Source organism: Streptomyces sp. YJ-C3 (assembly GCF_053891275.1).
Genome location: NZ_CM132685.1, coordinates 7,554,886 through 7,567,565, shown reverse-complemented (window position 1 = coordinate 7,567,565; position 12,680 = coordinate 7,554,886). Strand labels below are relative to the sequence as shown.

At 66.0% G+C, this 12,680-nt stretch carries 9 protein-coding genes; 5 read left to right on the top strand and 4 right to left on the bottom strand.

Annotated elements, in window-relative coordinates; all coding sequences use genetic code 11:
- The first annotated feature begins 2 nt into the window (after nucleotides 1-2).
- From ACVHNB_RS34190 to ACVHNB_RS34170, 5 genes are all read left to right on the top strand, one after another.
- Nucleotides 3-1,676: a hypothetical protein gene (locus tag ACVHNB_RS34190; protein ID WP_456226660.1), complete on the top strand. Its 1,674-nt coding sequence runs from the start codon at nucleotides 3-5 to the stop codon at nucleotides 1,674-1,676.
- 53 nt (nucleotides 1,677-1,729) lie between these two features.
- A complete protein-coding gene (gene mycP / locus ACVHNB_RS34185; protein WP_456226659.1) occupies nucleotides 1,730-2,998 on the top strand; it encodes a type VII secretion-associated serine protease mycosin in 1,269 nt (422 codons plus the stop codon).
- 195 nt (nucleotides 2,999-3,193) lie between these two features.
- The gene (locus ACVHNB_RS34180) at nucleotides 3,194-3,667 is read left to right on the top strand and encodes a hypothetical protein (RefSeq protein WP_456226658.1); all 474 of its coding nucleotides are present in this window, start codon (nucleotides 3,194-3,196) and stop codon (nucleotides 3,665-3,667) included.
- Between the two features lie 9 nt (nucleotides 3,668-3,676).
- Entirely contained in the window at nucleotides 3,677-5,521 is a 1,845-nt protein-coding gene (locus ACVHNB_RS34175) for an alpha/beta hydrolase (protein WP_456226657.1), read from the top strand.
- 13 nt (nucleotides 5,522-5,534) lie between these two features.
- Complete coding sequence (locus ACVHNB_RS34170) at nucleotides 5,535-6,092, top strand: hypothetical protein (protein WP_456226656.1); 558 nt, start codon at nucleotides 5,535-5,537, stop codon at nucleotides 6,090-6,092.
- Nucleotides 6,093-6,497: 405 nt separating this feature from the next.
- Here the strand turns inward: ACVHNB_RS34170 and ACVHNB_RS34165 are convergent, their stop codons facing one another.
- From ACVHNB_RS34165 to ACVHNB_RS34150, 4 genes are all read right to left on the bottom strand, one after another.
- Nucleotides 6,498-7,334, bottom strand: a complete 837-nt coding sequence (locus tag ACVHNB_RS34165; RefSeq protein ID WP_456226655.1) for a recombinase family protein — start codon at nucleotides 7,332-7,334, stop codon at nucleotides 6,498-6,500.
- Between the two features lie 147 nt (nucleotides 7,335-7,481).
- A complete protein-coding gene (locus ACVHNB_RS34160; RefSeq protein WP_456226654.1) occupies nucleotides 7,482-8,849 on the bottom strand; it encodes a hypothetical protein in 1,368 nt (455 codons plus the stop codon).
- A 701-nt stretch (nucleotides 8,850-9,550) separates the two neighbouring features.
- A complete protein-coding gene (locus ACVHNB_RS34155; protein ID WP_456226653.1) occupies nucleotides 9,551-10,510 on the bottom strand; it encodes an AAA family ATPase in 960 nt (319 codons plus the stop codon).
- Nucleotides 10,511-11,022: 512 nt separating this feature from the next.
- Nucleotides 11,023-12,597 carry a recombinase family protein gene (locus ACVHNB_RS34150; RefSeq protein WP_456226652.1) on the bottom strand — a complete coding sequence of 525 codons (1,575 nt, stop codon included), beginning with the start codon at nucleotides 12,595-12,597 and terminating at the stop codon, nucleotides 11,023-11,025.
- Nucleotides 12,598-12,680 lie beyond the last annotated feature (83 nt).

Sequence of the window (12,680 nt, the reverse complement as noted above, 5' to 3'; positions counted from 1 at the left end):
CGATGGCCAACGATCCGTTCGCGAACATGTCGCACGAGGAGATGCTGGCTGCCCTCGACCAGGCCAACCCCGGCACGGTGCAGGCGGGAGCAGACAGGCTCCTCGCGGCGGCGAAGGCCGTGGAGAAGGCTGCCGCCGAGCTGAAGACCCGTCCGCAGTACGTGGAGTGGAAAGGCGACGGCGGTGACTCGTTCCGGGTCTGGGCCGGTGACCTCGCCAATGCCACGCTGCGGATCTCCGACTACGCCTCCGAATCCGGCAACTTCCTCTCTCACGCGGCGGACGCGATCGCGCGTACGAAGTCGTCGATCCCCAGGGATGACAGCGGGGCGCAGGCGAACATCGACGCGGCGAAGGCCGCGCCGCACGACCCTGATGCGGCGAGCGTGCTGGCCAAGGCGACCATGCAGAAGGAGGCCGTGCGGCAGCAGGCGGCCGACGAGATGAACAAGTTGGGGCAGGCGTATCAGCAGTCGGCGGAGCGGATGACGGCGTTGGAGCCGCCGAAGATTCCACCGCCACCCGCCGCGATCCTGCCGGACCAGAAGGACGGTGTCAGCGGCTCCCAGCACGTCGGCTTCCCTGGTGGGTCCACGGGCTCCGGCGGCACAGCCGGTCCGGATACGGTCTCTGCCGGACACACCGGTACCCCGGCTGGGACGGCTCGTGCGGTGCAGCCCGCGACGAGCGGGCACGGTGGCACTGTGTCGGCCGACAGCACGCCGAATGTCGAGCAGCTGAGTGCCCACACCGGTATCGACTCGGTGGGCACACTCCCCGATGCCCGCACCACCGGGCCGACCACGGCAACGACGCCGCCTACACAGGGCCCGTCCGCGAGCGGTTCGAGCACGCCGATCGTTCCGCTTCCCCCGATGACCGGCCCCTCGACGGGGCGCACTGGCACGTTCCCGGGCGGCCGGGTGCCGACAGGGCCTGGCCAGACTGCTGGCCAGGGCCGCACGGTCGGAACTGGCCGCTCGGGCGAGTTCGGGGGAACCGCCCGCTCGCGCACCAGTGGGCCTGGCTTCGAGGAAGGCCGCAGCAATGCGGGCACCGGGCGCGCCAGCGGGACCGGTACAGGGCCGTACGGGCGCGCGCCTGGAGATACTTCGCGCGGGATCGTGGGCGGTCGCCCTTCGCAGACGTCCACGGGTCGTACGACTCCGTACCGGGGAACGGTCGTCGGCAGGGAACCCGAAGGCCAGACCACAGGGCGCGGCACGACGACCGGCGGCACGGGACGTACGGCGCCCGGCGGACAGGTAAACGGACGTGGCGTCACCGGCCAGACCACAGAGGGCCGGGCCGGAGCAACATCCCGGGCCGGTGCCCGATCTGCTGGACGCGTCGGTTCGATCGGCGAGGAAGAGGCCGCGGGGCGTACGGGTGCGTCGCGTGGGCAGGCAGCAGCCGGTAGAGCCGGCACGGCGGGCCGTGGCGTGATGGGTGCTCCGGAGGCACAGCGCACGGTGCGCACCGCCTCCGGTGAGCGAGCTGTGCCCGGCAGCGCGGCCGAGCGGGGCGGGATCGCAGGCGGCTCGGGCAGCGCCCAGCGCGACAACAAGAAGAAGCGCCGTCAGGATCGTCGCGACCAGCGCCCGGAGTTCGTCACCGAGGACGAGGAGACTTGGCTTCCCGACGGGCGCCGTATCGTGCCCCCTACCGTCGACTGACCGTCTCGCAGAAAACGGACCTCACCGTGCCTTCCCCCCGTCTCGCCCGCCGCATGCTCGTCACCGCTACTACTGCACTGCTGTTCGCAGGTGCCGGCGCCCTGCCCGCCCATGCCGAATCGGTCCGCGAGCAACAGTGGTTCCTGGATGCCATGAAGGCTGACCAGATGTGGAAGACCAGCACAGGTAAGGGCATCACGGTCGCGGTCATCGACACCGGTGTGGACGCTGCCCACCCGGACCTCAAGGGGCGAGTCCTGCCCGGGAAGGATCTGGCACCGGACAAGCTGGGCGACGCGCATTCCGACTACGACGGGCACGGCACCAGCATGGCCGGACTGATCGCGGGTACCGGGGCCCGGGCGGGCGGACACGGTGCGTTCGGCCTCGCGCCCGGCGCAAAGATCCTCCCTATCCGTCTGCCCTTCTCCGAAGATCTCAACGGGGCGCAGGGCGAAGAGGCGTTTGCCAAGGCCACATCCGAGGGCATCCGCTACGCGGTCGAATCCGGCGCGAAGGTCATCAACATCTCCCAGGCCTCCTCGCTCAGCACACGGCAGCTGACCGAGGCCGTGAAGTACGCCCTTGACAAGGGCGCGCTGGTCTTCGCGGGCGTGGGAAACGACGGGGCCAAGGGCAACCCTGTCATGTACCCGGCTGCCACTCCTGGAGTGGTGGGGGTCGCTGCCGTCGGTAAGAACCTCAAGCGGACAGGCGAGTCGGAGTTCGGGCCTCAGGTGGACATGGCCGCGCCAGGCGACGACATGATCGCCGCCTGCGGTGGAGGATCGGGGCTGTGCCGCTCGCACGGCACCAGCGACGCCACTGCCCTCACCTCAGCATCGGCTGCGCTCATCTGGGCCAAGCATCCGGACTGGACGAACAACCAGGTGCTGAGGGTCATGCTGAACACGATCGGTGCGCCCACGGACGGGTCGAAGCGTACGGACGCGATCGGCTACGGAATCGTGCGTCCGCGCATCGCGCTCACGAACCCCGGTGATCCGGGTCCGGCCGGTACGTATCCGTTGCCGGACTTCCCGGTGAAGGCGTCGGCAGCTCCGTCGCCGTCGGCGTCTCCGTCCACCGGATACGGCAAGGCCGTTGGAGGCAGCAGCTCGTCGTCGAACACCACGGTGTGGGTGGTCGGCGGGGCGGGCGGCCTGGTCGTGGTGGCTGCGGTGGCGGGATTCGCGATCGTACGGCGCCGGAAGCGGGCGGCCGGATTCGGACAGCCTGCACAACCCCAGGGTCCGTACGGAGCACCGCCCGCGTACGGGCCGACCAGCAACAGTCCGCAGGACCAGCACCGCACGTATTGAGTCACACCGCGCGCTTCCTGCTCGCGGTGCGGGCCTAGGTACAGATACTCAGGCCCGGATTTGAGTGATCGCACGGACGCGTCACGACTGCAACTTTCGTAGCGTGGAGATCAGTCACCGCACCCATCACCGCACAGATGGGCTCGATGCACCCCGGCGTCGGACTTCCGGGGGAAACGGGGAGGGAGACCGCGCATGGCGTGGGACGAGTGGGAACAGCTCAAGGCAGACGCTGCGGCCCGTGGCGGCCCAGCTCAGATGCAGCTCAACAGCGCTTCTCAAGACGGGGGATACGGGCCCGGCGCTCTTCCTACCAGCAGTGTCACCCAGGGCCTGAAGTCGACCAAGGCCGCATGGAACAGGGCAGGCGAGGGAGTCGACGGCCTGCGAGACGAGGTCGCCAAGGCGCTGTCCAAGCTGTCCGATGGCCAGAAGGGTCTCGGCGACGACGCGGGATGCCTGACTGCCGGCGCGCAGAAGGAGGTGCATACCTCCTGGGCTCGCTACGTGAAGGCGGTCAACGACCGGTGCGGCATGGTCAAGAAGGTGCTGGAGCAGGTCGGGCATGATCTGCTCATCACGGACGAGAGCGTCAGGGCCGCGTTCGGGAACGTCGACACCAAGTACGCTGACACGCCCGCACTCGGCGGTCACGGCAAGGGACGGTGACGGACAACCATGGACCTCGCCACCCTCAAGAATCTGAAGCCGTCCGAGTTCGAGCAGGCCGCTGACGGCTACCGTGCGACCAGCGACATGGCCAGCACGGCGAAGGACGAGATCGACAACGTCATCATCGCCGGCATGAACAAGGCCTTGCACGGTGAGGCGCTCACCGCGGCGGTCGGTGAGTTGAAGAAGCTCTCCGCCAACTTCCACTACACGCAGACCGAGTGCAGCCTCGCGAGCGTCGCCCTCAACGGCTTTGCCTACGACATGGACGCGGCCCGCAAGCATCTGTTGTCTGCGCTGGACGACGCAGACGCCAAGGGGTTCACGGTGAACTCAGACGGCAGTGTCGCATATCCCGAGAGCCCGGCGGCTGGTGGCGTAAAGGAACCGCCCAAGGGCGGTTCCGTCAGTGGGGCGACCGACCCGACCGCCCAGGCGGTGGGCCGCCAGGCGGCGAACTTCAACCCGAATTCCCATGCTGCCGAGGCCCAAGCGATCGCGGACCGGATCGCTGGCGCCCTTCAGGAGGCGACAGAGGTCGACAGTAAGTGGGCCCCGAAGCTCCGAGCATTGAAGGCCGATGATGACCTGACTGTCTCCAACCGTGACTGGGCAGACGCCAACTCGGACATGAAAGGCGTGTCCAAGGCCGCAGATCACTATATGGACAGCATCAAGCATCCCCCGAAGGACGGCGACGCCGAGGACAACGCCCAGTGGTGGAAAGACCTCAGCCAGGAGGAGCGCGAGGCTTACCTCTCGCTGCATCCTGACGTTGTTGGCGCCCTCGATGGCCTGCCCGCCGAGGCCCGAGACGATGCCAACCGCACGGTGCTCTCCGAGACCCACGCGAAGTACCAACTGGATCTTGACTCCATCCCGCCGGAGCCGGCCAACAAGTACACGACCATCACCACCATGAGTGGCCCAGTGCGGGTGCACTCAGATGAGTGGATGGCGTGGAACGAGAAGTATGGCGACCGTAAGGCTCGGTTGAAATCGGCACTAGACGGCATGACGGCAATTCAGGATCGCTTTGACAGGACCGGGCATCGGGGTATGCCGGAGGCGTACCTGCTCGGGTTCGACCCTGTAGGGAAAGCGGACGGTAAGGTAATTCTCGCCAATGGGAATCCTGACACTGCCGATCACGTCGCGACTTACGTTCCGGGTACGGGGACAAATTTGGGGGGTATCGACAAAGATATTGTGCGAGGTGAGCGTCTCTGGTCGACCAGCTCTGCGATGGCTCCTGGGCAGGACGTTTCCACCATCACATGGTTCGATTACGATGCCCCGCGCTCCGCTTACCCCGGTGACAAGGGCGATGCCATTCCGCAAGCCATACACGATCAGTATGCGGAAAAAGGTGGACCGACACTACGAGAATTCCTCGAAGGTAACCGGATTGCCCACCAGACGGCCTCGGGGCCAAACGACTTCGGGCACTCCACCGTCATCGGCCACAGCTACGGGTCAACCGTAATTGGCGACGCGGCCAAGTCTGGCAGCTTCAAGGATGGGCCTTTGGCCGCGGATGATGTCCTGGTCGCTGGTAGTCCCGGCATGCAGGCGGCTCGCTCAGCCGATTTGGGGATCGATCCGAATCATATGTGGGCGATGCAAGGAACCGGCAATGATGACTTCGTGACGGGTGGCGGTAGGGCCGTCGGGCTTGGCGGCGGTGGTGTCATCCCCACAGATGACGCTTTTGGCTCGCACGTGATGAAAACAGATGGTGGAAATCACGGCGCATATTGGGATGTTGATGGAAACAATAGACCTTCGGAAGCGTTGAAGAACCAGGCCCGCGTAATCGTAGGCGACTACAAGAGCGTGACTCTTGAGTAAGAAGAGCGTAGTAATGAAACGTACTCTGCAATGGATGCGAGCGGCCTCTGCTGTATTGATGGTGGGGGTCATACTGACGGGTTGCTCATCAGTGAAAAGTGATGAAGAAAAGCTCGGGTACAAGCCCGAAACGATGGCCATCGAGCCTGCCGTAAAGAAGGCCAACGATATCTCTAGTCGACTTCTGGATATCATGAAGGTGAAGGGGAAGGTTACGGAGCCGAGCGCAGACGTGAATCTGTGCGAGTCGATCGATCCCGACATGAAGAAGTATTATTCAATCAATCATCCGTGGTCAATCTATGATCTCAAGAGTGGGACGTTCGAGCAGGCCATGCAAAATCTGCGAGAGGAACTCCCGAAGCAGGGATGGGAGATTACGAAGGATGGTGAGACGGAGTCGATCGCCCGAAATCCAGAGATCGTTGCTACGGACAAGAAGACGCATCACGTGGTGTCCATTGAGTGGGCTAAAGAGAGGTCGGGGAATCTCAAGCAGCTCATCAATGTCAATTTGAATTCGCGATGCTATAGAGCGCCGGAGGGGACCGACATCTCTCGGGACCGGTGAGCCCTTCCGCGTGTCATTTCTGTCCTTTGGTGCCGTCGGCACTCCTTCGGCCCGCAGGTGCCAGGGCTGCCAGCGGCGGACCGGCAGCTTTGTTCCATTGCCGCCCCGCGTTCACGGCCGCGCGGCCTTTGGGGGTGACGGGCGCCTGGAACTGAACGAGGAACGTCTCGGGAAGTAGGCCCGCGCCTACGGGTCCATGTGCGCGTCGGCCAAGGCCCGAGTCAACTTGATCGCCGCGTAGGGAAGCTACCTCCGGGAATGCGAGAAGAGCCCCCGGCGACAGGGCTCAACTGCGTTTCCGTTGCGATGAGTTGATCCGTTGGGTGGGGCGGTTTGCGTGAGTGAGTACGGACAAGATCTTGATGACGTGCTTCAGGATGTCAGCGGAGTGGGTGGCGCGCGGCTTCAACCGTTGTCAGTGATGTGCCGATACAGGGTGGCTCTGCCGATCCCCAGGGTCTTGGCGATGGACGTGACGCTCTCTCCCTTGGCGTGCCGGGCGCGGGCTACGGCCAGTTTGTCGTCGTCGACCACGGTCGGTCGGCCCCCGTGTCGGCCCTGGCGGGCCGCAGCGTCCAGTCCTTCCAAGGTCTTCTCCCGGATGCCTTCTCGCTCGACTTCGGCGGCGACGGCCAGGACGGCGAACACGATGGCGCCCGCGCCGTTCGGGTCGTAGACGCCCTGCAAGGGGCCAGAGAGGAGTTCGAGCTGGATGCCGTCCGCTTGGAGGGTGGCGGACAGTGTCATCAACTCGGCTGCATTGCGGGCCAGTCGCTTCATCTCGACCACGGTCAGGATGACCGGCTGGCCGGACGCTGCCATCTTGATCTCCCGGGCGAGGGTGAGCGCTCTGTTCAGCTCCGGCCGCTTCTTCACCCGAGTGCTGATCTTCTCCGAGAACACGCGGGTGCACTGAGCTGCGGCCAGCGCATCCAACTGGGACTGGAGTTCCTGCCCGACCGTGGAACACCGGGCGTATCCGATGCGGATCGCTGCGCCCAGCGTCGGCTCGTCGGCGACCGGCAGGGCGGGACCGGCGGACCAGGGCTTACCGGGGTTGCGGTCGGACGGGGTCTTGATGGTCAGCTCCGCCTTGAGTGCGGGCACCAGGGCGAAGCGTCCCGTGTGGTAGTTCGCCGCGACCTTGCCCGCGCCGGTACGGCAGGGGCTTCCGGCGGGGGCCTGGCACTTGGGGCAGTCGTGGCGCTCAACGCGTTCGGCAGGGGTGATCTTCTTCGGCATGGCCCGACCGTCTCATAAAGGTATCCCGATATCCAGAGCCGGAAGCGATCTTTCGGGACGGGTTTCGAGACGGTCGGGGTGGGGTGAATCGGGCAGCCGCAGGCGGTAGGGCGGACGTCCCGATAACGAAGGTTTGTGAGACGACTGCTACTTGCGGTCGGCTCCCCGGAGAACGTCCATCAGCTCCATGGGGTGCGTCAGCCTGTGCCGGAACAGCCAGGACCCGCCAAGGAGAAGCGCCAGACCGGCCACCAGGCCGGTCGCTCCCTCTGGAAGGTCGGCCAGCGATGCGGCGACCACGGCTGCGACACCGAACGCGGCGGCCCCCAGCAGCCGGAGCCACTCGTAGTCGGTGACGGCCTCGACGTCGTCGACGTCCTCCAGAAGCTGTCCTATGCGCCCCTCTGCGTACCGCTCCGCGATGCTCAGAAGCATGTCGGCCAGCTCCTGGAAGAGCATGTCGGCCAGCTCCTGGAAGACGAGCCCGATGTCCGGCTCTGTGTACTGGCGCCGTTCGACCTCGCGCAGAGCCCCGATCACCTTCGCCGCATGGACCCTGTGCGCGTGACGATGGCGCCTGCGTGCGGACCACGAGTCGTATTCGCAGCGGGTCCGCCATGCGTTCCGGATGACATGCTCGGCACGGCGCACCGAGACCCTCGGGGTGTCCAACGGGGAGCCGTTTCCCCAGGCCTGCCAGGCGCGGGCGCAGTCGGCCGACGTGAGCAGGAGCACGACGACGGGCCGGTAGCGCTGCTCGTCGTCGACTGCGGCGGGATGGCGACCGGAACGGGGCCGACGTGGTGCGGTGTCCTCCTGCGACGCCGTCCGCCGGGCTCCGTTCGTCAAAGCGATCAGGATCGGGTACAGCGCCTTCAGCGCGACCAGCAGGGAGAGGGTCATCGCGACGTACACCAGCGGGGTGACGACTCCCCAGGAGGGCAGCTCAAGGGGCCACAGCTTCTTGAGCAGCGTGAGCAGCTCCACCAGCTTGTCCACCATCCACGAGACGGCGTCCTTCATGCCCCTGATGAGCCCGCTCACCGGATCACGGGGCCGACCAGGGCCGCCGCTCGTGTCACCTGGCGAGCCCTTGCTGTACTTCTCAGGGTTCTGGATGAAGTCGACGATCCCCTCGACGTGCGCCATGCCGTAGGCCAGGAGCGCAAGGCTGACGGCCCGGGCGGGGATCGCCCACAGCGCTGCTCGCCACCACTTCAAAGTGGCCTCCACGACCAGCGGCCTCGCTCTCAGGCCGGTCTCCGAGAGAACCTCGTTCAGAGCCGGGGCGACCTGGCTGATCGTGCGGCCCATGAGCCTGTTGACGAGTTCCTCGTACCTGACCCGTACCGCAGCTTCGGCGCGGCGTCGCCAGCGCCGTATTGGCTCTCTGACCCGGCGGTGCAGCCACCTGCGAACGGGAACGTACGAGACGGCCAGCAACACGATGACGATGCAGGAGAGGAGCAGAACGCTGCTGAGCAGCTCAGAGACGGAGGACGTGGGAACAGACACGCGGTCCATCTTGCCGATCCGCAGCCTCAAGAGTGGCCGCATGTCGCAGGTCTAACAAGCTGGCCGGAAGCGGGCGTTCGAGCCCACCACCACGGTGACGGCGAGGGGGTGGGGTATGACCCCCTGAGCATGCGCGCCCGACCGCCGTGTCTTAGCAGCTCGGAATCTGCCACGGTTACAGACCTCGTCAAGCACATCGGCACAGTCCTGGCAGTGGCGAAGGACTCCAGGTCAAGGCCACTATGCGCGGCTTGCGGCACCGGCGAAGAGGTGTGCAGGAACAGCCCGTGAACAAGGACCGGTCTTCGCTCGATGGGCCGCGTCAGCGGCCACAAGCCGTAAGCCGTCTCACTCTTGCGGGCCCCGAAGGGGCCACCCGCGCAGAGCGCTTCACGCTGTGGCCGCCATGCGGCCCCATCCTCTTTAGGTCTTGCTCCTGTGGGCCCCTTCGGGGCCACCTGCCGACGCGTCTTCGCGCTGTGCGGCCGAAGGCCGCGGTTCGTGGCATACCTCTTCGCCGCTGACAGGCTTCGGGCCTCGCAGTCCCCAGCGGTCTGCATGCTGGTCGGCCGGAGGCCGCCAGTGCCAGAGGACTGACGTACTTACGTAAGGAGAAGGAGGAGCGAGGCTTGCCGAGCGGAGCGAGGTGACTGGTGGTGGTGACACGTTCTATAAGGGGGCGATGTCACCACCACCATGCTTCAGACCGTCGCGACCGGCTTTCTGCGCCAACGCCCGTCGACATACTCCATGGAGTCGCGGAGCTTTTGGCGTACGGTCTCGGGACTCCTGGCGACATCCGGCGCGTAGCGCTTGGACAGCGGCGCGTACGTCGTCTCTTCCGGCTGCTCCTTGATGATCCGGGCAATGAGGCCTTCGTCCCATGCCGCCGCCTTCGGCAGACTGATGCTGCTCAGGCGTGGCTGCGCCCGCTCCCAGACGGGGACTTCGCTGGACTCGCCGGCACGGCGCACGGTGACCTTCATGTCGAGATCCTCGCTCGCGCGGTTGCTCGCGGTCTGGATGCGTCGTCCGTGCTTGCCGGAGTTCCGTAGCGAGATCAGCCCGCGGGCACCCGCAGCGATGGCCCGGCCTCCGATCGGAGAGGAGGAGACGCTCATGCCCTCGGCCGTCCCTTTCGGGGTGTGGGTGACCAGGAGCGTGGGGAGGCCTGCTTCGCTGATCGGCCGCAGGCTGCGCATGATCCGCTGGGCAGTCACGGGTGAGGCGATGTCCTCACCGGGGGCGAGCGCGCCGATGATGTTGTCCAGGACGAACAGACCCGGCCTGATGTCGGCAAGGTCCGCAGCGATATCCGCCCAGTAGCGGGGATCGCCAGGGTCCTCGACGGGGAAGACGGTGACCGCGTCGTCAGGCACGGCACTGTGCAGACGCTCCTTCAACTCCTCCGGAGCACCATCGTCCGTCACACCGAACACGATGTGATCCAGCTTCTGGAGCACGGGCTGCCCGAGGAACGTCGAATCGCCGTTGAGCAGTGCTATCCCCATGCCCGCGCTGAGCAGCGTCTTCCCGGCCTTCGGCTCCCCGGACAGCACCGTGGTCCGGGTCGTGAGCAGATCGCCGATGAGGAACGCGTCCTGGTAGGGAACGCGCTCGATCTGATGGAGCTGACGCCCCTTGTCCTTGATGGCTCCCAAAGCGCTACCGCCCTTCCTGCACTTCACATGGCACCGCAGTGCCGCCAACTCCCGCCGAAGGGCGGGTACATGTGCCTCCCTCCGGTGGCATGGCGTGAGTGAGCAGAGCGGTCAGGTGGTGGGCTCGGCCGTGTCGCAGACGTGAGTCCCGGCTTCAGCGAGCGGCGATGCGCAGATCTCGCAGGTCCAGACGATTTCGATCGTGATGTTCAAGGGCCGCAACCTCCTGTGGGTGGCCATGGCGGCGACAAGCCGCACCCGGCGATTCAGTGGAAGTCGCGCGTACCGTTCGCGCTCGGGGTGTTCCTGCCTCCCCTGCCAGCCCCCTGGGATGGCGGCCCCCGGCTCTGGTGGCCAGCTCTACCGTCGTCGAGCGACGGGAGCTACGGTCCTCGTCATTCGAAGAGCGAGGGAGGCCTTCCTACCTGGTCAGCGGCGTGGCCGTCAAACGTGTCCAACGGGCCCCGGCCCCGAACTTCGCGATGGACGAGTCAGGACCGGGCGCGGATCCGTCAGAGTTTGGCGGCGAAGTCGTCGCTCTTGATGACGAGGCGCTCCCGCACGTCACGGGGGATCTTCAGGCGCAGATGCACGGACGGGGCGCGCACCCCCTTGACCTTCGTCCGCGTCACCTCGCACGTGACACCGACCCGACGCAGATCCTCGGCCATGGCTTCCATGCCGCCCGTCTCCCATGTCTCCTGGAAAGTCTTCCCGTTGTGTACGAGCGTCCAGCGGTCCTGCGTGGTCTCGGGGTCGATGGCGTTCAGCTCGTCCGTGAGCTTGTCGAGCGTCTTCTCCGCCTGTTCCTTCGTGAATCGCGTCTTCGTGTACCGGCCGCCCGGCTCCAGCTCGGTCATGTAGTAGGCGATGGCCTCTTCGAGGCGCTGCACTTCGGCCCGCGCCTCTGCTCCTCGTGCGTACTCCCGGACCTGCACGGGGAAGTCGCCGAGCACACGCAGGACATCGTTCACGAGAACCTCGTACACACCCTGCGGGTTGGGGGCACCGAGCCCGCCGCTCTTGCACTTGCCACAGCGCAGGTACTCATAGTCCCGGCCCTTGTGACTCGTCTTCTGCGCGGTCATGTTGGTGGTGCAGTCCGTGCAGATCAGGACACCCAGGAACTGAGTCGCTCCGCCGGCCTGCCGGGTGGGCTGGTTCTTGCCCCGGCGGTCGAGCGCCGCCTGGAGCGTCTCGAACTCCTCGTCAGTGAAGATCGCGGGAGCGATGCGGATCGGCTTGCCGTCATTGCCGAGCACGACGCGGCTCCGCCTCTTCCCGCCCTGCTTGTTCTCTTCCACTCGGTAGCCCATGAGCGCCGGGTTGCGCAGACGCCGCAGAAGCGTTGTCGGTGTGAGCCCCGCTGACATGAGTCCCGCACGGATGAGACACCTGACCATGCGTCGGGCGGAGACGCCCCGGAGCGCCATGCGCCGGGCCCAGTGCAGACCCTTATGGGCGTTCGCGTTGATCACGAGGACGCTCCTGCCGTCTTTCTGCGCCGACCCGTATCCGTACGCGGGCTTACCCACGAGCCAGTCCGTCTGCGTCTTCGCGTAGTCCCAGAGGCTGGAGACCCGGGTGCTTGTGTTGGCAGCCTCGATCTCGGCGATGCCGCCGATGAGCGTGACCATGATCCGTCCCACCGTCGTGGTCAGGTCGATCGCATCGTTCTTCGAGACAAGGTTCTTCGCGTACCGCTCGCACCACTCGATCATGGTCGAGAGATCCGACATGCGGCGGATGAAGCGGTCGAGCTTCCAGAACAGCAGGGCGTCGAACTCGGGCACACGGTTGTTGAGCCAGTCACCGAGTTCCTTGCGCTTCCACGGCGGCACCTTCGTGGCCGAGACGTTGAGGTCGGAGGCGACACCGACGACGCGGTATCCCTTCTCTCTCGCCAGCACCCGGAGGTCGAGTTCCTGCCGGACAGGCGACGTGGTGTCGTCCGTGAGCACGGACAGGCGGACGGAGAGCAAGGCACGGGGCGCGTCCTCGGGAAGTAGCGCCTCTGCCCGCTTGAGGCCCTCCAACAGGGCCAGGTCTGCCACCGACCACTCGGCCTCGATGTCGTACGTCTTCATGGCACGACAATAGTCGATGGATGTGAGGTTGTTTCACTTTGCCCGGCGATGGACACGGCCATCCAGGTCGGCCCGACCGGCAA

Bases quoted from the DNA above. Each gene is read 5' to 3' on its own strand.
- ACVHNB_RS34190 (WP_456226660.1), top strand. From the start codon at position 3: ATGGCCAACGATCCGTTCGCGAACATGTCGCACGAGGAGATGCTGGCT.
- mycP (WP_456226659.1), top strand. From the start codon at position 1,730: ATGCTCGTCACCGCTACTACTGCACTGCTGTTCGCAGGTGCCGGCGCC.
- ACVHNB_RS34180 (WP_456226658.1), top strand. From the start codon at position 3,194: ATGGCGTGGGACGAGTGGGAACAGCTCAAGGCAGACGCTGCGGCCCGT.
- ACVHNB_RS34175 (WP_456226657.1), top strand. From the start codon at position 3,677: ATGGACCTCGCCACCCTCAAGAATCTGAAGCCGTCCGAGTTCGAGCAG.
- ACVHNB_RS34170 (WP_456226656.1), top strand. From the start codon at position 5,535: ATGAAACGTACTCTGCAATGGATGCGAGCGGCCTCTGCTGTATTGATG.
- ACVHNB_RS34165 (WP_456226655.1), bottom strand. From the start codon at position 7,334: ATGCCGAAGAAGATCACCCCTGCCGAACGCGTTGAGCGCCACGACTGC.
- ACVHNB_RS34150 (WP_456226652.1), bottom strand. From the start codon at position 12,597: ATGAAGACGTACGACATCGAGGCCGAGTGGTCGGTGGCAGACCTGGCC.